This is a genomic window from Sulfitobacter sp. 15WGC, from assembly GCF_005068605.1.
GTDB classification, from domain to species: Bacteria; Pseudomonadota; Alphaproteobacteria; order Rhodobacterales; family Rhodobacteraceae; genus Sulfitobacter; species Sulfitobacter faviae.
The window spans coordinates 225,167-251,182 of the sequence record NZ_SZNL01000001.1 but is presented as its reverse complement, the minus strand read 5'-3'; the positions used below and the strand labels follow the sequence as shown (position 1 = coordinate 251,182).

General features: G+C 62.6%; 21 protein-coding genes and 1 pseudogene. 12 read left to right on the top strand and 10 right to left on the bottom strand.

What is annotated here, in order from left to right:
* Positions 1-142: 142 nt before the first annotated feature.
* Both FCK22_RS01245 and FCK22_RS01240 read right to left on the bottom strand, forming a co-directional pair.
* Positions 143-961, bottom strand: coding sequence for a ferritin-like domain-containing protein (locus FCK22_RS01245; protein ID WP_067265398.1), 819 nt, complete (start codon positions 959-961; stop codon positions 143-145).
* On the bottom strand, positions 958-1,431 hold the full coding sequence (locus FCK22_RS01240; protein WP_067265401.1) for a peroxiredoxin: 474 nt from the start codon (positions 1,429-1,431) through the stop codon (positions 958-960). The genes FCK22_RS01245 and FCK22_RS01240 overlap by 4 nt, the downstream gene beginning before the upstream one ends.
* A 108-nt stretch (positions 1,432-1,539) precedes the next feature.
* Here FCK22_RS01240 and FCK22_RS01235 point away from each other — a divergent pair, with 108 nt between their 5' ends.
* From FCK22_RS01235 to uvrA, 8 genes and pseudogenes are all read left to right on the top strand, one after another.
* Entirely contained in the window at positions 1,540-4,881 is a 3,342-nt protein-coding gene (locus FCK22_RS01235) for a DUF3971 domain-containing protein (RefSeq protein WP_067265404.1), read from the top strand.
* Between the two features lie 40 nt (positions 4,882-4,921).
* Positions 4,922-5,986 carry a tRNA preQ1(34) S-adenosylmethionine ribosyltransferase-isomerase QueA gene (gene queA / locus FCK22_RS01230; protein ID WP_067265406.1) on the top strand — a complete coding sequence of 355 codons (1,065 nt, stop codon included), beginning with the start codon at positions 4,922-4,924 and terminating at the stop codon, positions 5,984-5,986.
* 72 nt (positions 5,987-6,058) lie between these two features.
* A complete protein-coding gene (locus tag FCK22_RS01225; protein ID WP_067265408.1) occupies positions 6,059-7,393 on the top strand; it encodes an MFS transporter in 1,335 nt (444 codons plus the stop codon).
* Between the two features lie 66 nt (positions 7,394-7,459).
* On the top strand, positions 7,460-8,059 hold the full coding sequence (locus FCK22_RS01220; protein WP_067265411.1) for a DUF924 family protein: 600 nt from the start codon (positions 7,460-7,462) through the stop codon (positions 8,057-8,059).
* Between the two features lie 97 nt (positions 8,060-8,156).
* Complete coding sequence (gene lpdA, locus FCK22_RS01215; RefSeq protein WP_067265413.1) at positions 8,157-9,551, top strand: dihydrolipoyl dehydrogenase; 1,395 nt, start codon at positions 8,157-8,159, stop codon at positions 9,549-9,551.
* Positions 9,552-9,623: 72 nt separating this feature from the next.
* Complete coding sequence (locus FCK22_RS01210; protein ID WP_067265416.1) at positions 9,624-10,187, top strand: methyltransferase domain-containing protein; 564 nt, start codon at positions 9,624-9,626, stop codon at positions 10,185-10,187.
* Between the two features lie 6 nt (positions 10,188-10,193).
* Positions 10,194-11,369 carry an MFS transporter gene (locus tag FCK22_RS01205; protein WP_067265419.1) on the top strand — a complete coding sequence of 392 codons (1,176 nt, stop codon included), beginning with the start codon at positions 10,194-10,196 and terminating at the stop codon, positions 11,367-11,369.
* Between the two features lie 66 nt (positions 11,370-11,435).
* Positions 11,436-14,322, top strand: a pseudogene (gene uvrA, locus FCK22_RS01200) (excinuclease ABC subunit UvrA).
* Between the two features lie 35 nt (positions 14,323-14,357).
* On the opposite strand, the gene FCK22_RS01195 reads toward uvrA, so the two are convergent.
* The 6 genes from FCK22_RS01195 to FCK22_RS01170 form a co-directional block, all read right to left on the bottom strand.
* Positions 14,358-15,422 carry a hypothetical protein gene (locus tag FCK22_RS01195; RefSeq protein WP_067265424.1) on the bottom strand — a complete coding sequence of 355 codons (1,065 nt, stop codon included), beginning with the start codon at positions 15,420-15,422 and terminating at the stop codon, positions 14,358-14,360.
* Positions 15,423-15,502: 80 nt separating this feature from the next.
* Positions 15,503-16,387, bottom strand: coding sequence for a 3-hydroxyisobutyrate dehydrogenase (mmsB, locus tag FCK22_RS01190; protein ID WP_067265427.1), 885 nt, complete (start codon positions 16,385-16,387; stop codon positions 15,503-15,505).
* The gene (locus FCK22_RS01185; protein ID WP_067265436.1) at positions 16,384-17,427 is read right to left on the bottom strand and encodes an enoyl-CoA hydratase/isomerase family protein; all 1,044 of its coding nucleotides are present in this window, start codon (positions 17,425-17,427) and stop codon (positions 16,384-16,386) included. The genes mmsB and FCK22_RS01185 overlap by 4 nt, the downstream gene beginning before the upstream one ends.
* 8 nt (positions 17,428-17,435) lie before the next feature.
* Positions 17,436-18,578 carry an acyl-CoA dehydrogenase family protein gene (locus FCK22_RS01180; protein WP_067265439.1) on the bottom strand — a complete coding sequence of 381 codons (1,143 nt, stop codon included), beginning with the start codon at positions 18,576-18,578 and terminating at the stop codon, positions 17,436-17,438.
* Positions 18,579-18,659: 81 nt separating this feature from the next.
* A complete protein-coding gene (locus tag FCK22_RS01175; RefSeq protein ID WP_067265459.1) occupies positions 18,660-19,769 on the bottom strand; it encodes a carboxylate-amine ligase in 1,110 nt (369 codons plus the stop codon).
* Positions 19,770-19,824: 55 nt separating this feature from the next.
* A complete protein-coding gene (locus FCK22_RS01170; protein ID WP_067265442.1) occupies positions 19,825-21,324 on the bottom strand; it encodes a CoA-acylating methylmalonate-semialdehyde dehydrogenase in 1,500 nt (499 codons plus the stop codon).
* Between the two features lie 110 nt (positions 21,325-21,434).
* Between FCK22_RS01170 and FCK22_RS01165 the strand changes: the two genes are divergently transcribed.
* The 3 genes from FCK22_RS01165 to coaD all read left to right on the top strand — a co-directional run bounded on the left by FCK22_RS01165 (position 21,435) and on the right by coaD (position 23,473).
* Complete coding sequence (locus tag FCK22_RS01165) at positions 21,435-22,355, top strand: LysR family transcriptional regulator (RefSeq protein WP_136720131.1); 921 nt, start codon at positions 21,435-21,437, stop codon at positions 22,353-22,355.
* A gap of 61 nt (positions 22,356-22,416) precedes the next feature.
* The gene (locus tag FCK22_RS01160) at positions 22,417-22,851 is read left to right on the top strand and encodes a CBS domain-containing protein (RefSeq protein WP_067265447.1); all 435 of its coding nucleotides are present in this window, start codon (positions 22,417-22,419) and stop codon (positions 22,849-22,851) included.
* 124 nt (positions 22,852-22,975) lie between these two features.
* The gene (gene coaD, locus FCK22_RS01155; protein ID WP_067265450.1) at positions 22,976-23,473 is read left to right on the top strand and encodes a pantetheine-phosphate adenylyltransferase; all 498 of its coding nucleotides are present in this window, start codon (positions 22,976-22,978) and stop codon (positions 23,471-23,473) included.
* 121 nt (positions 23,474-23,594) lie between these two features.
* On the opposite strand, the gene FCK22_RS18815 is transcribed toward coaD, so the two are convergent.
* Both FCK22_RS18815 and gap read right to left on the bottom strand, forming a co-directional pair.
* Complete coding sequence (locus tag FCK22_RS18815) at positions 23,595-23,738, bottom strand: hypothetical protein (RefSeq protein WP_169306043.1); 144 nt, start codon at positions 23,736-23,738, stop codon at positions 23,595-23,597.
* 59 nt (positions 23,739-23,797) lie between these two features.
* Entirely contained in the window at positions 23,798-24,799 is a 1,002-nt protein-coding gene (gene gap / locus FCK22_RS01150; protein ID WP_067265452.1) for a type I glyceraldehyde-3-phosphate dehydrogenase, read from the bottom strand.
* A gap of 219 nt (positions 24,800-25,018) precedes the next feature.
* Between gap and FCK22_RS01145 the strand changes: the two genes are divergently transcribed.
* Positions 25,019-25,993, top strand: a complete 975-nt coding sequence (locus tag FCK22_RS01145) for a DUF808 domain-containing protein (RefSeq protein ID WP_067265454.1) — start codon at positions 25,019-25,021, stop codon at positions 25,991-25,993.
* Positions 25,994-26,016: the final 23 nt, after the last annotated feature.

The window sequence follows — 26,016 nt, the reverse complement described above, 5'->3', positions numbered from 1 at the left end:
GCCCAACGTCAATAGCCAGTGCCCGCGAATGGGGCAACCCTATTGACCCGCGCCTGCGCGGCATTCCCCCATTCGCCCAAAAAAGCGCTTTTTCGTTGGCAAAAATCCGCCGATACCAAGCACTTGCTGCGTCAGACCCTGATCAGCTTGGCCCGCCATCCGCGGTCAGGGGCCAGTAGAAATCGGGCGGGATTCCCGCCTCGGCGCGCTTTTCCTCGTTGAAGGGCGGCTTGAGATCGCCGTGGAAATACTTGCGCACGAGGGCATGAAAACGGTCCTTTGGGTCGTCATCATGGCGGCCACAGAGAAAGTGAAACCACTTGCTGCCATAGGCCACATGGGCGACCTCTTCGGCATAGATCGTTTCAAGCGCGGCCACGGCGCTGTCGGCCTTCGCCTTGCGGAAAATCTCGATCATGCCGGGGGTCACATCAAGGCCGCGGGCCTCCAGCACCATGGGCACCACGGCGAGGCGGCCCATCAGATCGTCCACCGTGTCTTCGGCGGCGCGCCACATGCCCGCATGGGCGGGCATGGCACCGTAATGGCTGCCCATTTCCTCAAGACAATCGCACATCAGGTTGAAATGTTTGGATTCGTCATCCGCCGCTTTGACCCAATCGTCATAAAAGCCCAAGGGCAGCGGCACATGGGAGAAGCGGGCGATCACATCCCAATGCAGGTCCACTGCGTTCAACTCGATATGCGCCACGGCATGAAGCAGCGCCGCGCGGCCTTCGGGCGTGCCGGGACGGCGGCGCGGGACGTCGCGGGGCGAGAGCAACTCGGGCTGTGCGGGCCGGGCAGGGTGCAGCGGCGGGTCGGCGCGGCCCACCTCGGGGCGCTCACCTGCCGCGCGGGCCGAGAGCCACTGCGCCGCATATTTCCGCGACAGCGCCGTCTTCTCGCGCCCATCCGCCGTGCGCAGCACCGCCTCGGCCATTTCTGCCAGCGGCATCATGCGCCGCGCACCGCGTCGAGCACGGCATCCACATGGCCCGGCACCTTCACCTTGCGCCAGACCTGCGCAATCTGCCCTTCGGGGTCGATCAGATAGGTCGCGCGTTCGATGCCCATCGATTTCTTGCCGTACATGTTTTTCTCGACCCAAACCTCATAGGCTTCGGTCACCGCGCCATCGGTGTCAGACAAAAGCGGCACCGTCAGCGCGTGTTTGGCGGCGAATTTGTCGTGTTTGTCCATACTGTCGCGCGAAATGCCAAAGACCTGCACGCCTGCCTCGGCGAACTCAGACAAACGCTCGGAAAAGCCGATCGATTCCTTGGTGCAGCCGGGCGTGTCGTCGCGCGGGTAGAAGAAAAGAACCACCGGCGCGCCGCGCAAGGCAGAGAGCGTGATCTCGCCACCGCCGGTCACGGGAAGGGTGAAATCCGGGGCCGGTTGGCCGGGCTGGGGTCCGATCTGCGACATGGGGCGGTTCCTTTGGCTTGTGAAGGGTCGTTCAGGGCTGTCATACTGCATCTGATTTGACAACGTCAAAGCCGCCCCAGAAAGCCGCCCTATCCGAACCGGAGCCCGATGCGCGACCCGTCCCCTTCCAGCCCCCCTGCGCCAGATGGCGAAGGGCCGCCGCGCCGCCGGTCGCGCCGCCGCGCGGGGATCGTTTCGGCTGTGGTGCTGGTGCTCTTGGCGGCGCTGGCCACCGGGGCGGCGGTCTATTTCACCGGGCGTCCGATTCCGGCGCCGCTTTGGGTGCAGACACGGATCGAGGCGCGGATTGCTTCGGCCCTGCCGCAGGCGCGGGTGGATTTCGGCGCGATGGAATTCGTTGTCGATGAGGGTTGGCGCCCCCGCGTGCGTTTGCAAGACATCTTTGTCACCACGCCCGAGGGCGATGAGATCGTCAGTTTCAATGAGTTCAAGGCCAGCCTGTCGATGCGGTCCTTGCTGCGCGGTATGGCGCAGCCGCGGGCGATTTCGCTATCGGGCGTGGTGGCCAACCTGCGCCGCGGGGCGGATGGCCGGGTGAGCCTGAGCGCCGGGGCCGGGATCGCCCCACCGGAGCGGGAGGCGGCGACCCTGCCGCAACTTATCGGCCAGATCGACGAGGTATTGGCCGCCCCCGCGCTATCCGCCCTCCGCTCAGTCGAGCTGCGCGCGCTGACGCTGCGGTTCGAGGATGCCCGCGCGGGCCGCGCTTGGACCGGAGATGGCGGGCGGCTGCGCCTGTCGCGCAATGGTGACGCGCTTGACCTCTCGGCGGACCTCGCGGTGCTCAGCGGGGGCGCGGGGGTGGCCACGCTCACCGCCAATTACAGCAGCCAGATCGGTGAGAATGCCGCGACCTTTGGCGTGACCTTCGACGGGGTCGATGCGCGCGACATCGCGGCGCAGGGGCCAGCCTTTTCGTGGCTCGAAGTGCTGCGGACCAATATCTCGGGCGCGGTGCGCAGCGGCATCGATAGCGCGGGCCGTTTCGCACCGATCAACGCTTCTTTGCAGATCGGCAAGGGCGTGTTGCAGCCCAACCCGCAGACCAAGCCGATCCCCTTCGATGGGGCGCAGAGCTATTTCAGCTACGACCCCGCGCGCCAGCTGCTGCGCTTTGACGAGATGTCGCTCGACAGCCCTTGGGTCTCGGGCAATATCACCGGGAGCTCGCAACTGGGCGATGTCACGGGCGGCATTCCGGGACGGATGGTGGGGCAGTTCAGCCTGCGCGACCTGCGGGCCAACCCGGCGGAGGTCTACCCCGAAACGGTGGCCTTGGACCAGGCGGATATCGATTTTGAACTCAGCCTTAATCCGTTTCAACTGAAGCTGGGGCGTCTGGAGATCAGTGATCAGGGCCGCAACCTGCGCCTTGATGGCGCATTGGTGGCCGAGGCGGCGGGCTGGAACCTGTCTCTCGATGGGCGAATGGACCGGCTCAGCCCCGAACGCCTGCTGGCGCTCTGGCCCGAGGGGGTGAAGCCCAAGACCCGCAAATGGCTGGATGAGAACCTTCACGCGGGCCGAATGCGCAACCTCGATCTGGCGCTGCGCATGGCGCCGGGGCAGGCGCCCCAGACCTATGTCGCCTTTGACTATGCCGGGGCCGAGGTGCGGTTTCTGAAGACCCTGCCGCATATCACCGATGGCAGCGGCCATATGAGCCTGCTCGACAACCGCCTTGTCGTCACGGTGGACGCGGGCGAGGTCATCGCGCCGCAGGGCGGGGCGGTGACGCTGGATGGATCCTCCTTCATCATTCCCGATGTGCGGGTGAAAGACGGCAGCCCCTCGGTGATCCGGCTCAACACGCGCTCCACCCTGACCGCGGCGCTGTCGCTGCTGAACCAGCCGCCGATGCGGGTGATGGATAAGGCCGGGCTGCCCGTGACGCTCGCGGATGGGGAGGCGGTGCTGAAAGGCACGCTGGCGCTGCCGTTGAAAAAGGGCGGCAAGCCCGAAGATGTGCGCTATCACTTCGCGGGGGATCTGCTGGCGCTCTCGACCGATACGCTGGTCAAAGACCGGAGCCTTCAGGCCAGCAAACTGTCCATCACCGCCGACAATGACCGTATCACCATCGGCGGCGCGGGGCGTATCGACGGGGTGGGCTTCGACGGGGAATGGTCGCAGGCGATCGGCCCCGGCTCGGATCAAAGCCGTCTAACGGCTCAAGTGGCGCTGACCCCGGCGGGGCTCGAAGCCTTTGGCGTGGCACTGCCCCCCGGCAGCCTTCGTGGCGAGGGGCGCGGGCAGATTGCCGTGGACCTCAAGAAGGGCGAAGCGCCGCGCTTCACCTTGCAGAGCGATCTGGCGGGCTTGGGTGTCTCCGTACCGCAACTGTCATGGAGCAAGGCGCCGGGCACCGAGGGCAAGTTGCGACTGGCGGGGCGTTTGGGCGAGACGCCGAATATCGACGCCTTTCAGCTAAACGCGCCGGGGCTGCGGGTGGCGGGCTCCATCCACCTTGCCCCCGGCGGCACATTGGACCGGGTGCGGATCGACCGGCTGCGGCGGGGCGACTGGCTGGATATCCCGCTGCAACTGATCGGGCAGGGCAAGGGCAACCCGGTGCAGGTGGTGCTGGGCGGCGGCACGCTTGACATGCGCCGGGCCGAGTTCGGCGCGGCCGAGGGGCAAGCCGGGCCGCCGATGCGCGTAGCGCTGGACCGGTGGCAGATCACCGACACGATTTACCTGACCGATCTTTCGGGCACATTCGACACCGCCAAGGGGATGGACGGCGCCTTTACCGCCCGGCTCAATGGCGGCACGCCGGTGCAGGGGCGGGTGCTGCCCCAAGCGGGGCGCAGTGCGGTGCGGGTGGTCTCGGATGACGCGGGCGGGGTTCTGCGCTCAACCGGGTTGGTGAAACAGGTGGTCGGGGGGAACCTGTCGCTCACCCTGCTGCCGGTGGGTTCGGGCGGCGCCTTTGACGGGCAGCTCACGGTCAGCGATGTCGCTATTCAGGACGCGCCGGGGATCGCGGCGCTGGTCAATGCCATCTCGGTCGTCGGGCTAATCAACGAGCTCAACGGCGACGGGATTTACTTTGACGATGTGGAAGCGAACTTCCGCCTGACCCCGAACCGCCTGACCCTGACCGAGGCCAGCGCCGTGGGCGCCTCCTTGGGCCTGTCGATGGATGGGGTCTATGCGCTCGACAGCGGGTTGATCGACATGCAGGGCGTGATCTCTCCGGTCTATATGTTCAATGGGATCGGGTCCCTTTTTACCCGCAAGGGCGAGGGGCTGATCGGGTTCAACTACCGGCTCACGGGGGCCGCGAAAGACCCCAGCGTTTCGGTCAACCCGCTCTCGGCGCTCACCCCCGGCATGTTCCGCGAGTTGTTCCGCCGCCCGCCGCCCCAGCCGCCACAGGTGCAGGGCCAAGCGAATCCGGTTGCCCGGGTGCCGGAGGAGCGCTAAGCGCCGGGGCGACCCTGCCGCCAGACCCGGAGCCGCGCCGATGAAGCTTTCCGATTTCGATTTCGATCTGCCTGAGACCCTGATCGCCACCCGCCCCGCCAACCCGCGCTCCTCTGCGCGGTTGCTGGTGGCGGAGGGCGCCGCTCTGCACGACCGACGCGTGACCGATCTGACCGACTGGCTGCGCCCCGGCGACCGATTGGTGCTGAACGACACCCGCGTGATCCCCGCACGGCTGAGCGGCATTCGCCACCGCGCCTCGGCCCAAGGGGCGGTGCAAGCCAAGATCGAAGTCACCCTGTTGGAGCCGCGCGGGAACGGCACTTGGTCGGCGCTGATCAAACCGCTGCGCAAGCTGAAGATCGGCGAAGAGGTCGTCTTTTCCGATGATTTGCGTGCCACGTTGGAGGCGGTGGAAGACGGGCAGGGGCATCTGCGGTTCAACTGTTCGGGCGACGATTTCGATGCGGCGCTCAATGCCGCGGGGGCGATGCCGCTGCCGCCCTATATCGCCGCCAAACGCGCCGCCGATGCGCAGGACATGACCGACTACCAAACCGTCTTTGCCCGCCACGCGGGCGCGGTCGCGGCGCCCACAGCCTCGCTGCATTTCGACGAGCCGCTGCTCGAAGCGCTGGCCGCGAAGGGCGTGAGTTTTAGCCATGTTACCCTGCATGTCGGCGCGGGCACCTTCCTGCCGGTCAAGGTCGACGACATCTCGGAACACAAAATGCACGCCGAATGGGGCCGGGTCAGCGCAAAGGCCGCTGAAGAGATTGCCGCCACCCGCGCCGCCGGAGGGCGCGTGATCCCCGTGGGCACCACCGCCCTGCGCCTGATTGAGACGGCGGCGCGCGAGGGTGAGATCACCGCATGGGAAGGGGATACCGATATTTTCATCACGCCGGGGTTCAAGTTCAACGTGACCGACGGGCTGATGACGAATTTCCACCTGCCTAAATCGACGCTGATGATGCTGGTCTCGGCCCTCATGGGGGTGCAGCGGGTGAAAGACATCTATGCCCATGCCATCGGCGAGGGCTATCGCTTTTTCTCCTACGGCGATTCCTCCCTTCTGCTGCCTGAGGCGCAAAAACCCGCTTGAATGTCGCGCCAGGGGGTGACTAGCCTGCGATTGCCGTCCATGGGAGGGCTTGGGCGAACAAGGAATTGACTGATGATTCAAGTGGTTTCAAGCGCATGGGCGCTTTTGCTGGGCATGTGCCTTTTGATGGTCGGCAACGGCATGCAGGGCACATTGCTGGGTATCCGTGGCGGCATCGAAGGCTTCTCGACCTTCCAGATGTCGATCGTCATGTCTGCCTATTTCTTGGGCTTCCTTGGTGGGTCGCGCATGGCGCCTGGGATGATCCGGCGGGTGGGCCACGTGCGGGTCTTCGCGGCATTGGCCTCGCTGATCTCGGCGGTGATGATCATCTATCCGACCTTCCCCAACACCATCGTCTGGTCGCTGGGTCGGGTGCTGATCGGCTTTTGCTTCTCCGCCGTCTACGTCACAGCGGAAAGCTGGCTGAACAACGCCGCCACGAACGAAAACCGCGGGCAGGCGCTCTCGGCCTATATGATCGTGCAGACACTGGGCATCGTGATCGCGCAGGCGCTCTTGCTGACCGCCGACCCCTCGGGCTTCGTGCTCTTCGTCATCCCCTCGGTGCTGGTGAGCATCGCGGTGACCCCGATCCTTCTGTCGATCAGCCCGACACCGCCTTTTGACACCACCAAACCGATGAGCCTGCGCGAGTTGATGGATTTCTCGCCCTTGGGCTGTGTGGGCATGTTCCTTCTGGGCGGCGTCTTCTCGGCGCAATTCGGCATGGCGGCGGTTTACGGCGCCGAAGCCGGGCTGAGTGTCGGGCAGATTTCACTTTTCGTGGCCATGTTCTTCGTCGGCTCCGTAATCCTCCAATACCCCATCGGCTGGATCTCGGACCGCATGGACCGCCGTAGCCTGATTGTCATCGTTGCCACGCTCGGCGGTATCGGCTCGGTCATCGGGATGACGCTGGGCCATGTCTTCCCGATCCTGCTGGCCACGGCCTTTCTGGTGGGGGGCATGTCGAACCCGCTCTACTCGCTGCTCATGGCCCACACCAACGACTTTCTGGAGCATGAGGACATGGCCTCGGCCTCGGGCGGGATGATATTTATCAACGGCTTGGGTGCGGTTCTGGGCCCGGTGATCACTGGTTGGATGATGGGCACGGCGCTTGGGCCGGGGGGCTTTTACCTGTTCACCGCCGTGCTTTTCGCCGCTCTGGCCGCCTATGCCTCCTATCGTAAGACACAGCGTGCCGCGGTACCGGTCGACGAGACAGGCAACTACGTGCCGATCTACCCCTCGGCCACTGCCGTGGCCGTGGAGATCGCGCAGGAATATATCATTGAAACGGAACAGGAGGCCGCCGAGGAAGCTGCCCAAGAAAACGCCGAAGCAGAGAAAAACGCCCCTGATAGCGATAACGATGTCGCGGATGACATAAAACGTGACTAGGCTTTTTGCGGTAAGACGTTCTTAACTTTAACGAAACGCCCAGATTGCGGCAAAGGAGTGTGCGGGATGGCTGCCACAAATGCAGAACCCCAAGATGTACTGAATTTCTGGCTCGAAGACGTAGGTCCGGCCGGATGGTACAACAGTTCCGAAACGCTGGATGCCGATATCCGTGCGCGTTTCGAGGGGCTTTGGGATGAGGCGCAGGCTGGCAAGCTGAACCATTGGCTGACCAATCCCACCGACGCGCTGGCCTTTCTGATCCTGACCGATCAATTCCCGCGCAACATGTTCCGCGACACGGGCAAGGCGTTTTCCAGCGACCGTATCGCGCTGGCGGCGGCAAAACTGGCGATCGAGAAAGGCTGGGACATGCGCGTTGAGGCGCCCGCGCGGCAGTTCTTCTATCTGCCGCTGATGCATTCCGAGAACCTCTGCGACCAAGATCGCTGCGTGCGTCTGATGTGCGAACGGATGCCGAAAAGCGATGGCAGCAACCTGTTGCATGCCCGCGCCCACCGCGAAGTGATCCGCCAGTTTGGCCGCTTTCCCTATCGCAACGCGGCGCTGTCACGCAGTTTCACCGCGCAGGAGACCTCCTATCTCGACGCGGGCGGCTATGGCCGGACGGTCAAGGACCTGCGCGCGGAACTTCAAGCGGCCTGAGCCTTGGGCAGGCCGGGGCAACACGCGTGGTTGTGGCGATTGCAAATATGGTTTAGCGGTAAACTATATTTGCAAACCCTAACGCGAGGTCCTTGCCATGGCTGCCAAATCCTTTGATCTGATCGTGATCGGTGCGGGGCCGGGCGGCTATGTCGCCGCGATCCGTGGTGCCCAGCTCGGCCTGAAGGTCGCGGTGGTCGAACGGGAGAACCTCGGCGGCATCTGCCTGAACTGGGGCTGCATCCCCACCAAGGCGTTGCTGCGCTCTGCCGAAGTGTTCCACCTGATGCACCGTGCCAAAGATTTCGGTCTGGCGGCGGATAAGATCGACTATGATCTTGCCGCCGTGGTCAAACGCTCGCGCGGCGTGGCCAAACAGATGGAAGGCGGGGTCAAACACCTGCTGAAGAAAAACAAGGTCGAGGTCTTCATGGGCGAAGCCTCGATCCCCGCAAAGGGGAAGGTCTCCGTTAAAACCGACAAGGGCAGCGAAGAGTTGACGTCCAAGAATATCGTGCTGGCCACCGGCGCGCGCGCCCGCGAATTGCCGGGGCTAGAGGCGGACGGCAAACGCGTCTGGACCTATCGCCACGCCCTGCAACCTGTGCATGACCCCAAGAAACTGCTGGTCATCGGGTCCGGTGCTATCGGAATCGAATTTGCGAGCTTTTACAACACCCTCGGCGCCGATACCACCGTGGTCGAGGTGATGGACCGCGTGCTGCCGGTCGAAGACGAAGAGATTTCGAAATTCGCCAAAAAGGCATTCGAAAAACAGGGCATGACCATCATGCAAAAGGCCACAGTCAAGAAGCTCGACCGTGCCGAGGATAAGGTCACCGCCCATATCGAACGGGACGGCAAGGTCGAGAAGCTTGAGTTCGACACCGTGATCTCCGCCGTTGGCATCGTCGGCAATACCGAAGGGCTGGGGCTGGAAGAGCTTGGCGTCAAGGTTGACCGCACCCATGTCGTGACGGATGAATACTGCCGCACCGGGGTCGATGGGCTCTTTGCCATCGGCGACATCGCCGGCGCGCCCTGGCTTGCGCATAAGGCGAGCCACGAGGGCGTCATGGTGGCCGAGCTGATCGCGGGCCAGAAACCCCATCCCGTCAAACCCGAAAGCATCGCCGGCTGCACCTATTGCCACCCCCAAGTCGCCTCCGTCGGGCTGACCGAGGCGAAGGCCAAAGAGCAGGGCTATGACATCAAGGTCGGGCGCTTCCCCTTCATCGGCAATGGCAAGGCCGTGGCTTTGGGGGAGCCTGAGGGGCTGGTGAAAACCATCTTCGACGCCAAAACCGGCGAACTTCTGGGCGCGCACATGGTCGGGGCCGAGGTGACGGAGCTGATCCAAGGCTATGTCGTGGGCCGCCAGTTGGAGACCACCGAAGAAGACCTGATGAACACCGTCTTCCCGCATCCAACGCTCAGCGAGATGATGCATGAATCCGTGCTCGACGCTTTCGACCGCGTGATCCATATGTAAGGTGCGCGGGGCAGGGCGCGCCCAACGCGCCTCGCCCCCTCGCACTTCGGCCAAACCGTCGGGAGCCATGTCGTGGTCAGCCTAAACCGTGTCGTCATGCACCGCAGCACCCGCCGGATGATTGACCGTTTGAACCCTGAAGCGCTGGATGCCGCCGAGATCTCCGGCAAGTTCGGCAAACGGTTCACGTTCAAGAGCTACACCCAGTTCGCCTATCCGACCTATGACATCTGCGCAGGGCCCTTCACCGATCCTGCGAGCGGTGCCGCGCGGCAGTTCGATCTGATCCTCGCCAATCAGGTGTGGGAGCATCTCGACCGGCCCTATACGGCCTTGGGGCATGTTCAACAGATGCTCAGGCCGGGCGGATATTTCTGGATCGCCGTGCCGTTTTTCATCCCCTTTCATGCCGCCCCAAATGACAACTCCCGTTGGTCCGCCCGGGGCCTGAAGAACCTGCTGATCGAGGCCGGGTTCGACGCGCACCGGATCACCGCCAAACAATGGGGCAACCGTGCCGCCGCCGCACGCAATCTAGAACCCGACTGGCCCCCGGCTTTCGACAAGACCACAGATGATCTGACCAACGATCCCGAGATGCCACTCTGCGCATGGGCGCTGGCCCAAAAGGCTTGAGGGCGGATGGCTGAACAAACCTCCTTTCCGCGCGTCTTCGCGCTTTGGGCTGCGGGGCTGGGGGCGGCAGCGCAATATGGCAAGATGAGCGTCATCTTCGATCTGTTGCCGGATATCTACCCGCAGGCCGGGGCGGCGCTCGGGTTTTTGGTCTCATTGGTGGGTGGTGTCGGTATCCTCCTTGGTGTCGTGGCGGGGCTGGTGGTCGCCCGAGTCCGCTATCGCCGCGCGCTTCTCTTCGCCCTCTGGCTCGGCGCGGCCGTGTCGGCTTTTCAGGCGTTCTTGCCGGGCTTTGGCTGGATGCTGGCCAGCCGTGTCGTCGAAGGGCTGTCGCATCTGGCCATCGTCGTCGCCGCGCCGACCCTCATCGCGCAGCTGAGCGCCGTGAAAGACCGCGGGTTTACCCTGACCCTCTGGGGCACCTTCTTCGGCGTGGCCTTCGCGGTCCTGACGCTTTTCGGCCGTCCGCTCGCATTGAGCTGGGGTGTGCCAGCGCTCTTCGCTGTTCACGCGGCTTATATGGCGGGCTGCGCGCTGGTGCTCTCCGCCAGCCTGCGCAGCTTGCCGGAGGAGGGCGCGCAGCCCCCGTTCTCCCTGCCGCAGATGCTCCGCGATCACCTTGCGATTTACCGGTCACCCTTTCTCTCCGCTCCGGCGGCGGGTTGGCTGTTCTATACATTCAGCTTCGTCTCCATCCTCACTGTCTTGCCGCCCTACCTCCCCGAGGCATGGCGCGCGGTCACAATGGCCGCGATGCCGCTCACCAGTATCGCGGTGTCGATGACCATCGGCGTGGCACTGCTGCGCCGCCTGCCAGCGGTCTACGTCGTGCAAACGGGCTTTGGCCTTTCGGCCCTTTCAATGGTTTGGCTCTGGCTCGCCCCCGGCACCCCGCTGGCCTGTCTGGCACTTGCAGGGGCCATGGGGCTGATCCAAGGGGCAAGTTTCACCGCTGTGGCGCAGCTAAATACCGGCGCCACCGCGCAGGCGCAGGCCAACGGCGCGGTGGCGCAGATGGGCAACCTCGGCAACAGCCTTGGCACGCCGGTCATGGCCTTCGGCCTGGCAAGCTTCGGCGCTGCGGCGCTGCCGCTACTCGCGGGCGGGGCTTTCGTTATGGGGCTTGTGGCACATCTTCTCCTCGGTGCGGCCCGACGTCGCAGGCGGCACGTTCCTGTTTAGTTCTCACTTTTCCGTTGGAAAACACTGCATCAGCACCTATGTACAAATCGTTAAGAGGGGCATGTGATGGCTGAGCTGAAGAATATTGAAGTGCGCGGCGCGCGCGAGCACAATTTGAAGAACATCGACGTGGATATTCCACGGGACCAACTGGTTGTAATCACCGGGCTTTCTGGTTCCGGTAAGTCGAGCCTTGCCTTCGACACGATCTATGCCGAAGGGCAGCGGCGCTATGTGGAATCGCTCTCGGCCTATGCGCGGCAGTTCCTTGATATGATGCAAAAGCCGGATGTGGATCACATTTCCGGCCTCAGCCCCGCCATCTCGATCGAGCAAAAAACCACGTCGAAGAACCCGAGGTCGACCGTCGGCACGGTGACCGAGATCTACGATTACCTGCGTCTGCTTTTCGCCCGCGTCGGCACGCCCTATAGCCCCGCCACCGGCAAGCCTATCGAGGCCCAGCAGGTGCAGGATATGGTCGACCGGATCATGACGATGGAAGAGGGCACGCGGGCCTATCTGCTGGCCCCCATCATCCGCGACCGGAAAGGCGAATACCGCAAGGAATTCATTGAGTTGCGCAAGCAGGGCTTCCAGCGGGTCAAGGTGAATGGCGACTTCTACGATCTTGATGAGCCGCCCACCTTGGATAAGAAATTCCGCCATGACATCGACGTCGTCGTCGACCGGATCGTGGTGCGTGAAGGTTTGGAAACGCGGCTTGCGGACTCGCTCCGCACAGCGCTCGACCTTGCCGATGGGATCGCCGTTTTGGAGACGGCCCCCAGTGAAGGCGAACCGGAACGCCATACGTTCTCTGAGAAATTTGCCTGTCCCGTCAGTGGCTTCACCATTCCAGAGATCGAGCCTCGGCTGTTCTCTTTCAACGCGCCCTTTGGGGCATGCCCGTCTTGCGACGGCCTTGGGGTTGAGCTTTTCTTCGACGAACGTTTGGTGGTGCCAGATCAAAACCTAAAGATCTATGATGGGGCGTTGGCACCATGGCGTAAGGGGAAGTCTCCGTACTTTAAGCAGACCATCGAAGCCATTGCGAAACATTATAATTTTGATCAGAAGACACGTTGGAAAGACCTGCCTGAAAAGGTTCAGAACGTCTTCCTCCACGGCTCCGGCAAAGAAGAGATCATCTTCCGTTATGACGAAGGCGGCCGCGTCTATGAGGTGAAGCGGGTGTTCGAAGGTGTCATCCCCAACATGCAGCGGCGCTACCGCGAAACCGATAGTAATTGGGTGCGCGAGGAGTTCGAACGCTATCAGAATAACCGCCCCTGCGGCACCTGCGGCGGCTATCGCCTGCGGCCCGAAGCGCTGGCGGTGCGGATTGGCCCGCGCGACGGCGGTGAAGATGAATTGCTGCATATCGGCAAAGTGGTCGAGATGTCGATCCGCGAGGCTTTCGACTGGTGCAAGACGGTACCAGACCATTTGACCGATCAGAAGAACGAGATTGCCCGGGCCATTTTGAAGGAAATCCGGGAGCGTCTCGGATTTCTAAATAACGTTGGTCTTGAGTACCTTACGATGTCACGTTCAAGCGGTACTTTAAGTGGTGGTGAGAGCCAGCGCATTCGTTTGGCGAGCCAGATCGGCTCGGGGCTGACGGGCGTTCTCTACGTTCTTGATGAGCCATCGATTGGTCTGCACCAGCGTGACAATGACCGTCTCCTCGATACACTGAAGAACCTGCGCGATCAGGGGAATACCGTGATCGTGGTGGAGCACGATGAGGAAGCCATCCGCGAGGCGGATTACGTCTTTGACATCGGGCCGGGGGCTGGGGTCCACGGCGGGCAGGTTATCAGCCATGGAACGCCGCAAGAGGTTGCAGCCGATCCGAATTCTGTGACGGGTCAATACCTTACCGGCGTTCGCGAGATCTCTGTCCCGGCGAAGCGGCGCAAGGGGAATAAGAAGAAGTTGCAGGTGGTAAAGGCCACTGGCAACAACTTGCAGAATGTGACGGTGGACTTTCCGCTGGGGAAATTTGTCTGCGTGACGGGCGTGTCGGGGGGCGGCAAATCAACCCTGACGATTGAGACCTTGTTCAAGACCGCTTCGATGAATCTGAACGGTGCGCGACAGACACCTGCACCGTGTCAGACGATCAAAGGGTTGGAGCATCTCGATAAGGTCATCGACATTGACCAACGCCCGATTGGGCGGACTCCGCGTTCTAATCCAGCGACTTACACCGGGGCCTTCACCCCAATCCGCGACTGGTTTGCCGGTCTGCCGGAGGCCAAGGAGCGCGGCTACAAGCCCGGGCGCTTCTCCTTCAACGTGAAGGGGGGGCGTTGTGAAGCCTGTCAGGGCGACGGGGTCATCAAGATCGAGATGCACTTCCTGCCGGATGTCTATGTGGAATGTGAGACCTGTAAGGGCGCGCGCTATAACCGCGAGACGCTGGAGGTGAAGTTTAAGGGCAAGAGCATCGCCGATGTTCTTGATATGACTGTAGAAGATGCGCAGAGCTTCTTTGCCGCAGTGCCGTCGATCCGTGAGAAGATGGATGCGCTGATGCGGGTTGGACTTGGGTATATCAAGGTCGGTCAGCAGGCGACGACCCTTTCCGGCGGCGAGGCGCAGCGGGTGAAGCTTAGCAAGGAACTGAGCAAGCGTTCCACGGGTCGCACGCTCTATATTCTCGATGAGCCGACCACCGGTTTGCATTTTGAAGATGTGCGTAAGCTCTTGGAAGTGCTTCATGAATTGGTGGATCAGGGCAACTCCGTTGTGGTGATCGAGCATAATCTCGACGTGGTGAAAACCGCGGATCATATCATTGATATTGGCCCCGAGGGGGGGGGACGGCGGGGGTCGGGTCGTGGCCACGGGCACGCCGGAGAAGGTCGCCGAAGTGGCTGAGAGCTACACGGGCAAATACCTGAAGCCGATGCTGCATAAACAAACGAAAGTGGCGGCGGAATAACCGCCGCCACCCACTCCCTTCGCCAGCGCTGTGTTTTAGAGCACGGCGCGGGCGATGCGGATCAACTGCAAGGTTTCATAGGCGCTGTCTTTCAGCGCGATGACCTGACCGTTCAAAACCGCGTAGTTATAGCCGTCTTGTGGTGCCTCCAAGCCGTAGAGGTTAATCAGATCGGCCTGAGTAAGCGCTGCGGTCGGTGCGACGTTGATACCCGATCCGATGGTCGGCACCCGGGCCAGTTCGTTAATGCGCAGCAGAGCGGTGTGATCTTCGTTGCTGAGCAGCACAGGCTGGCCGTCGATCAAGGCGTAGCGATGCCCGTCGGGGGCAGCGTCTAGGTTGTAGAGTTGCGCGATTTGATCCGACCGCAACAAAAGCAATTCGCGTTCCGTAAGGGGGTCGGCCTCCAGATAGGGTTCGCGGCGCTCTTCCAACAGCGCATCGAGTTCATCATCGGAATAGCTTGCCCATTGTTCATAGGACACGCCTTGTTTTGCCAAGCCCGGCGGGACACAGGGCGGGTCTTTCTTGGCCAGTCCGGGCGGGCAATTGCGATAGGTGATCAACTCCTCCTCGGGAAGCGCGGCGGCATTCAGGTCAGGCGCGGCCAATGCCAAGGCTGCGGCGCCGAGGATGACGGCCATGTCGCGCCCCTCGGGGGCGGGGGTGTTCAGAAGACGGGTGACGGTGGTCTCGCGATCTTGGGTAAATCGGGTCACGCGCTGATCAAACTCGGCACGGTCAACGCCCTTCGGCAGTCCGACCTTATCGCCCTTGATCTTGACCTTGTCGCCATTGAGCTTGATCTCGACCTTGTCGTCCTTCTTGTTTTTCTTGGCCTTTTTCTCTTTGTGCTTTTCAGCCGTCTTGTCGCGCTTGTCTTTCTTTTTCTCCGCCTTCTTTTCGTGCTTTTCCTTCTTCTTTGCCTTTTTGTCTTTCTTGTCCTTGCCCTTATCGTCTTTGGCGAGCCAAAGCGTCCCAGGGCCATTGGTGTCGACAGCGGTGGCAGACAGGGCGGGGGTAAAGCCGGTTCCGGCGGCGGCCAGCGGGCCCGCCGCGCAGGCGATCGTCAGGATCGTGGTGATGAGCAGGCGTCGCATCAGGTGATCTCCATAGATAGTGTCATTCTGAAGCCAACGCCTGCCCGGATCAGGTCGTTCCCGAGAAGAATGCGATCAGCTTAACCTTGCCAACCGCGCTGTTCGAAACGAGGTAGCATGGCAGAGAAATCTTTGCCCTTGCCGCCTTCCTCTTCGACGAAGCGGGTGTAGAGCTCTTTCGCCAGCGCGCCCATGGGCGTGTCGGCGTTGGCCATTTCAGCAGCTTGTTGCGACAGGCCGAGGTCTTTCAGCATCAGCTCCGCCGCGAAGCCCGGTTTGTAGTCATTGTCGGCAGGCGACTGCGGACCGACGCCGGGGGCAGGGCAGTAGGCGTTCATTGACCATGAATAGCCGGAGGACGTGCTAACCACGTCGAACATCCGCTCCCGATCTAGGCCCAGCTTGTCGGCGAGTGCGAAGGCTTCGCAGGTGGCGATCATCGTGGCGCCGAGGATCATGTTGTTGCAGATCTTCGCGGCTTGGCCCGCGCCCGCGTCGCCGCAGTGCACGGCCTTCTGACCCATGATGTCGAAAAGCGGCTTGGCTTTCTCAAAGGCCGCCTCGGCACCGCCTGCCATGAAGGTCAGCGTGCCGCCCTGCGCGCCGCCGATGCCGCCCGAGACGGGGGCGTCGACGAAGAGCAGCCCGGCTTTCTGCGCCGCCTCTGCCGCGAAACGCGCGCTTTCAACGTCCACGGTGGAGCAGTCGATCAGCAGCGCGCCGGGGGCCATATGGGCGACCGCCTCCTCGGCGACTTGGCGCAGGATCGCGCCATTGGGCAGCATGGTGATGACGACATCGGCCTCGGCGACCGCTTCGGCGATGGTCTTGGCTTCGGCGACCCCTTCGGCGGTGGTGCCAGCCACGTCATTGCCGCGCACCGTATGGCCCGCGGCAGCGAGGTTGGCCGCCATCGGGCCGCCCATATTGCCCAGACCGATGAAACCGATTGTGAGTTTGCTCATGAATTTTCCTCCAACTTCAATTCGTTGTCGCCCAAGGGGGCGAGCATGGCTTCGACATCGGCCTGCGGTACGTCCCAATCGGCATGTTGCCAGTTGGGGCTGCGATCCTTGTCGATGATCGCGGCGCGCACGCCTTCGATGAAGTCGCCTTTTTCCAGTGACCGCGTGGTAAAGCGGTATTCCTGTTGCAGCGCCGGGACCATGCCGATGCCCGGGCCGCGCAGACGGCGGAGCATTTCCAGCGTGCAGGCCATCGACAGGGGGGAGTTGCGGCGCAGGGTCTTCAACGTCTCGGCGGCGAAGGCGCTTTCCGATATGGAAAACGTGGCTTCGATCTTTGCTAAACTCTCCGGGGCGAAGAGGTGGTCTACCTCATCCTGAACCTCGGCCAGTTTGGACGGGGGCGGGGTGGTCGCCGCGCGGTCGAGGATGAAGGGATCGCCGTTTTCTTCCAATTGCGCGATCAGCGCGGGCCATTGGTCTTCGGGGATGAAGTAGTCGGCAAAGCCCGCGTGCAGCACATCAGCCGGACCCATGCGTGCGCCGGTGAGGCCGAGGTATTCGCCCATTCGCCCCGGCGCTTGCGCCAGCAGCAGCGTGCCGCCCACGTCTGGTACCAGACCGATGCCGCATTCCGGCATGGCGATCTTGCTGCTCTCGCCCACGACGCGGTGCGAGCCGTGGCAACCGATTCCGACGCCGCCGCCCATCGTGAAACCCTGCATGAAGGAGATCACCGGCTTGGGGTAGCTATGTAGCTTGTTGTTAAGCCGGTATTCATCGGCCCAGAACTGCCGGGCGAAGTCGAAGTCGCCGTCCTTGCCGGTCTGGTAGAGCTGCGCGACGTCGCCGCCGGCGCAGAAGGCTTTTTCGCCCTCGGCGTCCAGCACCACTACGGCAACCTCGGGGTCGTCGCGCCAGTCGTCGATTGCCTTCTCGATGGCGATACACATGTCGTAGCTCAGCGCGTTCAGCGCTTTGGGCCGGGTCAGGGTGATGCGGCCCGCGCGACCCGTTTTTCGGACGTCGATGTCACTCATGGGTGGCCTCAGCGGTTCTTGAGCATGTCGCGGGCGACGATCACGCGCATGATCTCATTGGTGCCTTCGAGGATCTGGTGCACCCGCAGGTCGCGGACCAGCTTCTCGATCCCGTAGTCGGCGAGGTAGCCGTAGCCGCCGTGAAGTTGCAGACATTGGTCGACGACCTTGCTGCCGGTCTCGGTCACGAATTTCTTGGCCATGGCGCAGAACTTGGTGGCGTCCGGCGCACCGGTGTCGAGCTTCCACGCCGCTTGGCGCAGGAAGGTGCGCGCGGCCTGCAACTCGATCTCCATGTCGGCGAGGCGGAATTGCAGCCCCTGGAACTGGTCGATGGTCTGGCCGAAGGCCTTGCGATCGCCCATGTAGTCTAGCGTCTTGTTCAGCGCGGTTTGCGCCGCGCCAAGCGAGCAGGCGGAGATGTTGAGACGCCCACCGTCGAGCCCGGCCATGGCGTATTTGAAGCCCTTGCCCTCTTCGCCGACGAGGTTCTCGGCCCCGATCTTGCAATCGTCGAACTGCACCAGCGCGGTCGGCTGGCTGCGCCAACCCATTTTGTCCTCGAGCCCGCCGAAGCTGAGGCCCGGGGTGCCATCCTCGACATAGACGGTGGAGACGCCGCGCGCGCCCTCGTCGGAGGTGCGCACCATGGTGACATAGGCGTCCGAATAGCCGCCGCCCGAGATGAAGGCCTTGGTGCCGTTCAGGGTGTAGCCCTCGTTGCTGCGCTCGCAGCGGGTTTTCAGCGCCGCCGCGTCGGAGCCAGAGCCGGGTTCGGTCAGGCAGTAGCTCAGCACCGTCTCCATGGTCAGCACCTTGGGCATGACGCGCTCTTTCATCTCGTCACTGGCGAAAGTGTCGAGCATCTTGGCGCACATGTTGTGGATCGAAAGAAAAGCCGCGACCGAGGGGCAGGCCATCGACAGCGCCTCGAAGACCAGCGTGGCGTCGAGGCGCGTGAGACCCGCGCCGCCGGTTTCCTCGGAGACGTAGAGCCCGCCGAAGCCCAGCTCGCCGATCTGCGGCCACAGCTCCTTGGGGATGGTGCCGTCCTTTTCCCACTGCTGGGCATGGGGGGCGATATTGTCCTGCCCGAAGGCATGCGCCATGTCGAAAATGGCGGTCTGTTCCTCGTTCAATGCGAAATCCATCGCGGCTCCTCCCTGAAGTCATGTGTCCTTGGAACTGAACACTTGTTTAATTCTATCAGCCGAAAGGAGCGGCAACAAGCGTCACAGATCGGCGTGGTATTCCTCTATCAATTGGCGCACGACCGCTTCGCCGCCTTTGCCCTCGGGCGCTTCGGCCCAGACTTTGCGCTGCCGGTCGGCGGAGGTGCCTTGTTTGACGACATCGCGCAGGGCGCAGACCTCATCCAAACAGCCAAGCGCCTCAGCGTCTTCGGCGATCAGGCCAATGATCTCTTCAAACAGTTGGTCAAAGGGTTTGAGCGTCGGCCCGCCAAAGTCGATCAGCGTCTCGTTCACCCCGTAGCGCTGCGCGCGCCAGCGGTTTTCTTCGATCAGGAAACGGTCATACTCGCGCCAGCGCAGATTGCTGTCGCGCAGGCGCAGCAGGAAGCGCGCGATGGATTGGGTCAGACCCGCCAGCCCAAGCGCATGCGACAGGCGCGGTTGCACATCGCAAATGCGGCTTTCCAGCGTGGGGTAATGGGTCGAGGGGCGCAGGTCCCACCAGATTTTAGACTGATCAGGGATGATGTCGAGGTCGATCAGCGCCTGCGTGCTGCGCTCATATTCCCCCCAGCTATGAAGCAGCGGTGGCAGGCCGGTGCGCGGCATGCTCTCCATCACCGCAAGGCGGTAGGAGGCTAGGCCGGTATCGGCGCCCTGCCAATATGGGGAGGAGGCCGAGAGCGCGAGCAGATGGGGCAGGAAATAGGAGAATTGCGGCATCAGGTCGACCCGCAGGTCGTCGCCGTCGATGCCGACATGCACATGCATGCCGCAACTCAGCATCCGGCGGGCGATGTTTTCCAACTCGCTCTCGATCTTGGCGTAGCGTTCCTTGTGGGTGATCTCTTGGTTCTTCCAATCCGAGAAGGGATGGCAGGACACGGCGATGGGGGCGAGGTTGTGTTTGGCGGCATGTTTGGCGATGGTGCTGCGCAGGTGGCGCAGATCGTCGCGGGCCTCGGCCACAGTGCCACAGGGTTTGCTGCCAATCTCGATCTGGCAGAGCAGCATTTCGGGGCTGACCTGATCGCCAAGGTCTTTTCGGCAATCCTCCATCAGCCCTTCTGGCGTGTCGGCCAGCGCCAGTGAATCCTTGTCGACCAGAAGATACTCTTCTTCGATACCGATGGTGAATTCTTTTTGCATGGCGCTGGCCTCGTTCATTGGGGCCGACCGCCGCTGGGGCAGCCGGCGTGATGGATCACTCCATCACGGGGATGGAGAACTCGCCACCCTCCTTGATGCCGCTCGGCCAACGGGCCGTGACGGTTTTGGTGCGGGTGTAGAACTTGAACGCATCGGGGCCGTGCTGGTTCAGATCGCCGAAGACGGATTTCTTCCAGCCGCCGAAGGTGTGATAGGCCAGCGGCACCGGGATCGGCACGTTCACGCCGACCATGCCGATGTTGATGCGGTTGGCGAAGTCACGCGCCGCGTCACCGTCACGTGTGAAGATCGCCGTGCCGTTGCCGTATTCGTGGTCCATCGCAAGGCCAAGCGCCTCTTCATAGTCCTTGGCGCGGACGCAGGTCAGCACGGGGCCGAAGATTTCCTGCTGGTAGATGTCCATGTCCTTGGTCGCGCGGTCAAACAGGTGCGGGCCGACGAAGTAACCGTTCTCGTAGCCCTGCAGTTTGAAGTCGCGCCCATCGACGACCAGCTCCGCGCCCTGATCGATGCCGGTCTGGACCAGACGCTCGATGTTGGCCTTGGCGGCGGCGGTGACCACGGGGCCGTAGTCCACGTCATTGCCCGCGGTGTAGGGGCCAACTTTCAGCTTTTCGATGCGCGGCACCAGCTTCTCGATCAGGCGGTCGGCGGTTTCCTCGCCCACCGGCACGGCGACGGAGATTGCCATGCAGCGTTCGCCAGCTGCACCGTAGCCTGCACCCACCAGCGCGTCGGCGGCCTGGTCGAGGTCGGCGTCGGGCATGATGATCATGTGGTTCTTGGCACCGCCGAAGCACTGCACGCGTTTGCCGTTGGCGCAGCCGGTGGCATAGATGTACTCGGCGATCGGGGTGGAGCCGACGAAGCCGATGGACTGGATCACGTCGTGGTGCAGGATCGCGTCGACCGCTTCCTTGTCGCCGTTGACGACCTGAATGATGCCCTTGGGCAGACCGGCTTCTTCCAGAAGTTCGGCCAGCATCAGCGGGACGGAGGGGTCACGCTCCGAAGGCTTGAGGATAAAGGCATTGCCGCAGGCGATGGCGGGCGCGAACATCCACATCGGGATCATGGCCGGGAAGTTGAAGGGCGTGATGCCCGCGGTGACACCCAAGGGCTGGCGCATGGAGTACATGTCGATGCCGGGGCCCGCGCTGTCGGTGAAATCACCCTTCAGCAGTTCCGGCGCACCGATGCAGTATTCCACCACTTCGAGGCCACGCTGCACGTCGCCGGCGGCGTCGGGCAGGGTCTTGCCGTGCTCGCGGCTCAGCGCCTCGGCCAGCTTGTCCATGTCGCGGTTCAGCAGGGCCACGAATTTCATCAGCACGCGGGCGCGACGCTGCGGGTTGGTGGCGGCCCATTTCGGCTGCGCGGCTTGAGCGTACTCCACGGCCTTGTTCAACTCGTCGCCATTGGCGAGCGGCACCTTGGCCTGCACCTCGCCGGTGGCGGGGTTCATCACATCGGCAAAGCGCCCGGAGGTGCCCTTGACGTGTTCGCCGTTCAGGTAATGCGTCATCTCTTGCATGATCGGTCTCCTCTATGGTTGGCGGCACGATAGCCTTGCAAAAAGAACCGGAACAGAGGAAGGATGACAAAACCGTCTTGCATTTTTGCAAAGCGTAGGAGGGCAGGTAAATGGATCAGAATTGGGACGACCTGCGGCTGTTTCTGGCCGTCGCACGAGAGGAAAGCCTGTCTGGCGCGGGCAAGCTGCTGCGGCTCGATCCCGCAACGCTGGGCCGCCGCATGGCGCGGTTGGAAAAGGCGCTGCAGACCGTCCTCTTCGTGAAATCGCCACAGGGCTATATGCTGACCGAGGCGGGGCGAGACCTGATGCAGCGGGCAGAGCGGGCTGAACAGGCGATGCGCGCGGCCACCGCCGGGGTGCAGGTGCAAAGCGATCAGCTTTCGGGGCAGATCCGTGTCGGCGCGCCCGATGGGGCGGCGAACTATCTGTTGCCTCAGGTCTGTGCGGCGATTGCCGCGAAGAACCCCGATCTGGACGTGCAGATCATCGCATTGCCGCGCGTATTCAACCTATCCCGGCGCGAGGCGGATATGGCCATCGGGGTGAGCGCCCCCACGGCGGGGCGGCTGGTGGTGCAGAAAGTGACGGACTACCACCTCCATCTCGCCGCCGCCGAAAGCTACTTGGCACAGCATCCTGAGGTGACCGCCGTGGGCGATCTGCAAGGGCACCGGATGGTCGGCTATATCCCCGATATGATCTTTGACCGTGAGTTGGATTACCTTGCGGACCTTGGCATCAGCCGGGTGGCGCTGGCGTCGAATTCCGTCTCGGTACAGGTGCGGATGATCCAGCAGGGCGGGGGGATCGGGGTCGCGCATGACTTCTCGCTCGCCGCGACGCAGGGGGTGCGGCGCATCCTCACCGATGCTATCAGCCTCAAACGCGCCTTCTATCTGATCCGCCACGCCGATGACCGCCGCAATGCCCGGTTGGCGGCTTTTGCCGAGGCGCTGGCCACCGGGCTGCGGGCCGAGACCGCGCGGCTGGAGGCGCTGGCCTCGGGCAGGGCTGCGCCAAAAGCTTGACAGAAAAGGATTTCGCGGTGACGCTGGAGGTGACTTTGCCCTGTACCCAAGGAGGCGCCAGATGCTCGTATCGCAGATTCTCAAGACCAAGCCCGATGACAAGGTGGTGACGGCCAAACCCGGATTGGCGATCTCCGAGGCGGCGGCGATGCTGGCCGAGAAACGGATCGGGACGCTGGTGATCTCGGCGGATGGCAAGACGCCGGATGGGATCCTGTCCGAGCGGGACATCGTGCGCGAGCTGGGCCGCGCGGGCGCGGGCTGTCTGGAGCAGGCGGCCGAAACCCTCATGACCCGGAAATTGGTAACCTGTAGCCGCGACGACCGGTCCGATGCGGTGCTGCAAAAGATGACCGATGGTCGCTTCCGCCATATGCCGGTGCTTGAGGACGGCGAATTGGTGGGGCTGATCTCCCTCGGCGATGTGGTCAAAGCACAATTGCAAGAGCTGTCGATGGAGAAACAGGCCCTTGAAGGCATGATCATGGGCCACTGAAGCGGCCTTTGAACTGTGGTCCCCGCCGACTGACGGCGGGGCAATGCTACCGCTAACCGACTTGCGCTTGGGGCGGTGAAATGATTGGCTGTGCCGCAACGCAGCAGATACGCAGGAAAATTACATGCGCATAGCCCTTTACCCCGGTACGTTCGACCCGATCACGCTGGGGCATATCGACATCATCCGCCGCGCGGCCCGTATGGTCGACCGGTTGGTGATCGGCGTGGCCATCAACCGCGACAAGGGGCCGTTGTTCACCCTCGAAGAACGGGTCGCCTTGATCGAAGCGGAATGCGCGCAATTGGCCGAAGAGACCGGGGTCGAGATCGTGGTGCATCCTTTCGAAAACCTGCTGATCGACTGTGCCCGCGACGTGGGCGCCCAGACCATCGTGCGCGGCCTGCGCGCCGTGTCCGATTTCGAATATGAGTTCCAGATGGTTGGCATGAACCGGCAGTTGGACGATTCCATCGAGACGGTCTTCTTGATGGCCGAGGCCACTCATCAGGCGATTGCCAGCAAATTGGTGAAAGAGATCGCGCGGTTGGATGGGGATGTCAGTAAGTTCGTGACGCCGGCGGTGAATAAGGTGCTGATTGAGCGGTTTTCGCAGAGGTAGCGTTTGAAGTGGTGAGTGGGTCGCGTGAGGCGCGGTTCTGCGAGGTATTTTTAAAAGGATGAAGGGGGAGGGGCGTGGTGCTTGATTGGTGGCCGCGTCTTTTTGGTTCTGCGGGGGGAGGTTACCGCCAGAAGGCCATCCATTCGATCAGCGCGAAGAGTTTCTTGCCGAGATAGATCATATGGTCGGCCCCATAGACATAGAGGTCGACCGCCATCGCCCCGGCAATGACGAGGGCCAGCACGATGGCGATTGGATTGGTCATGGTGTGGCTCCGGCCGGGGAATGGCCTGATATTACAGGCACATCCCCGCCGTGCAAGCCTCAGCCCAGTTTGCCCATGGCGACGGCGACGTCGGCCATGCGCACCGAGAAGGCCCATTCGTTGTCGTACCAGCCCAGCACGCGCACCGTGCGGCCTGCCACGACGATGGTCTGGTCGGGGGCGAAGATGCAGCTTTCCTCGGTGTGGTTGAAGTCGATGCTGACCTTCTGCTCGGGGTCGTAGGCCAGTACGCGTTTCATCGGGCCATCGGCGGCAGCGCGGGCGGCGGCGTTGATTTCCTCGACCGTCACGTCGCGGCTGGCCTGGAAGGTCAGGTCAACGGCGGAGACATTGGGGGTGGGCACGCGCATTGCTGTGCCGTCGAGTTTGCCTTTCAATGCGGGCAGCACCTCGCCCAGGGCCTTGGCAGCGCCGGTGGAGGTGGGGATCAGTGCCATGGCGGCGGCGCGGGCGCGGTAGAGGTCGTTGTGGCGGCGGTCGAGCGTCGGCTGGTCGCCGGTGTAGCTGTGGATCGTGGTCATCAGGCCGCTTTCGATGCCCACGGCCTCATGCATCACTTTGGCCAGCGGCGCGAGGCAGTTGGTGGTGCAGGACCCGTTGGAGATCATCCGGTCGGAGACCTGAAGCTGGTCGTCGTTGACGCCGTAGACGATGGTCTTGTCGACGTTCTTGCCCGGCGCCGAGAGCAGCACGCGTTTGGCGCCGTTCTCGAGGTGTACGTTTGCTTTGTTGCCGTCGTTGAATTTGCCGGTGCATTCCAGCACCACGTCGCAGCCGGACCAGTCAAGCTCTTCGAGGTTGTAGGTCGACATCATCTCGATGTCGTTTTGGCCGAGGTTCATGTAGCCGTCGTCGATCTGCACCTCGCCCGGGAAACGGCCATGGACGGAATCGTATTTGATGAGATGCGCCGCGGTGCTGAGCGGGCCGGTGGCATTGACCTTGATCACTTCGATATCATCGCGTCCCGAGGCCGCGATATGGCTGAGCGTGCAGCGGCCGATGCGGCCAAATCCGTTGATGCCAACTTTGATGGTCATGGTGCATTCCTTGTCTCGGGCCGCGCAGGTGGGGGGCCGTATGTCGGGGTCGCGGGTTCTATATCCGGCAGGGGCGGTCAGGGGAAAGGGGCAAAACCAAATGATTTCCATATGTTAGCGTTAAACTTACATGTTAGCGGTAAAGGTCGCAGTGGCTTCGGACTTGCCAGATGGGCTGCACATGCTACTTCGGATGCAGCACGCAAAAAGGGGCATGGAATGAGCGGTTTACTGGCACTTGTGGATGACGTGGCGGCGATCGCCAAGGTTGCAGCGGCGAGCGTGGATGACGTGATCGGGCAGGCGGCCAAGGCGGGCTCCAAGGCCGCGGGCGCGGTGATCGACGATGCCGCCGTGACGCCGAAATATCTGCATGGGTTCAAGGCCGAACGTGAATTGCCGGTGATCTGGCGGATCACCAAGGGGTCGTTGCGCAACAAGCTCGTGTATTTGCTGCCCGTGGGTCTGCTTTTGGCGAATTTCGCGCCATGGGCGATCCCGCCGCTTTTGATGCTGGGCGGGGCTTACCTGTGTTTCGAGGGGGCCGAGAAGGTCGCCCATGCGCTCGGTTGGGGGCATGGACATGAGGATTATCCCGATAAGGAGAAGGTGGTCGAAGATCCTGCGCAGCTGGAAGAGAAGAAGGCCGCGGGCGCGATCAAGACTGACTTTATCCTGTCGGCGGAGATCATGACCATTGCCCTTTCTGCGATCCCGGAGAGCAACTTTTGGATGGAGGCGGCGACGCTTGCGGCGGTGGCAATCATGATTACCGTGGCGGTCTATGGCTCTGTCGCCTTGATTGTCAAAATGGACGATGTGGGCTTGGTGATGGCGAACAAGGGCCGTTTTGGCCTGACGCGGAGCATTGGCCGGGCGCTGGTGCGCGGGATGCCGGGGTTTTTGAAGCTGCTCACCATCGTTGGCACGGCGGCCATGCTTTGGGTCGGTGGGTCGATTATCATTCACGGGTTGGAGCAGATGGGCTTTGCCGCGCCCTATAAATGGATCCACGACATCGCCGCGACCGTTGGCCATGCGGTTCCGGCCCAGTTCGAAGGGGCGGTCGAATGGATCACCACGGCGGGGATCGACGGGCTCTTCGGTTTGGCGCTTGGTCTGGTGCTGATCCCGATCGGGGAGAAGATCGTGACGCCGATCTGGCGCAAGGTGTTTCATAAGGCAGCCGTTTAAGAGCGACCTTATCTCGCAAATGA

Coding starts and splice junctions, on each gene's coding strand:
- FCK22_RS01225 (WP_067265408.1), top strand. CDS start 6,059: ATGATTCAAGTGGTTTCAAGCGCATGGGCGCTTTTGCTGGGCATGTGC.
- FCK22_RS01175 (WP_067265459.1), bottom strand. CDS start 19,769: ATGCAAAAAGAATTCACCATCGGTATCGAAGAAGAGTATCTTCTGGTC.
- FCK22_RS01165 (WP_136720131.1), top strand. CDS start 21,435: ATGGATCAGAATTGGGACGACCTGCGGCTGTTTCTGGCCGTCGCACGA.
- FCK22_RS01220 (WP_067265411.1), top strand. CDS start 7,460: ATGGCTGCCACAAATGCAGAACCCCAAGATGTACTGAATTTCTGGCTC.
- FCK22_RS01170 (WP_067265442.1), bottom strand. CDS start 21,324: ATGCAAGAGATGACGCATTACCTGAACGGCGAACACGTCAAGGGCACC.
- FCK22_RS01145 (WP_067265454.1), top strand. CDS start 25,019: ATGAGCGGTTTACTGGCACTTGTGGATGACGTGGCGGCGATCGCCAAG.
- FCK22_RS01205 (WP_067265419.1), top strand. CDS start 10,194: ATGGCTGAACAAACCTCCTTTCCGCGCGTCTTCGCGCTTTGGGCTGCG.
- FCK22_RS01185 (WP_067265436.1), bottom strand. CDS start 17,427: ATGAGTGACATCGACGTCCGAAAAACGGGTCGCGCGGGCCGCATCACC.
- lpdA (WP_067265413.1), top strand. CDS start 8,157: ATGGCTGCCAAATCCTTTGATCTGATCGTGATCGGTGCGGGGCCGGGC.
- queA (WP_067265406.1), top strand. CDS start 4,922: ATGAAGCTTTCCGATTTCGATTTCGATCTGCCTGAGACCCTGATCGCC.
- FCK22_RS01235 (WP_067265404.1), top strand. CDS start 1,540: ATGCGCGACCCGTCCCCTTCCAGCCCCCCTGCGCCAGATGGCGAAGGG.
- mmsB (WP_067265427.1), bottom strand. CDS start 16,387: ATGAGCAAACTCACAATCGGTTTCATCGGTCTGGGCAATATGGGCGGC.
- FCK22_RS01245 (WP_067265398.1), bottom strand. CDS start 961: ATGATGCCGCTGGCAGAAATGGCCGAGGCGGTGCTGCGCACGGCGGAT.
- FCK22_RS01240 (WP_067265401.1), bottom strand. CDS start 1,431: ATGTCGCAGATCGGACCCCAGCCCGGCCAACCGGCCCCGGATTTCACC.
- FCK22_RS01180 (WP_067265439.1), bottom strand. CDS start 18,578: ATGGATTTCGCATTGAACGAGGAACAGACCGCCATTTTCGACATGGCG.
- coaD (WP_067265450.1), top strand. CDS start 22,976: ATGCGCATAGCCCTTTACCCCGGTACGTTCGACCCGATCACGCTGGGG.
- FCK22_RS01160 (WP_067265447.1), top strand. CDS start 22,417: ATGCTCGTATCGCAGATTCTCAAGACCAAGCCCGATGACAAGGTGGTG.
- FCK22_RS18815 (WP_169306043.1), bottom strand. CDS start 23,738: ATGACCAATCCAATCGCCATCGTGCTGGCCCTCGTCATTGCCGGGGCG.
- gap (WP_067265452.1), bottom strand. CDS start 24,799: ATGACCATCAAAGTTGGCATCAACGGATTTGGCCGCATCGGCCGCTGC.
- FCK22_RS01195 (WP_067265424.1), bottom strand. CDS start 15,422: ATGCGACGCCTGCTCATCACCACGATCCTGACGATCGCCTGCGCGGCG.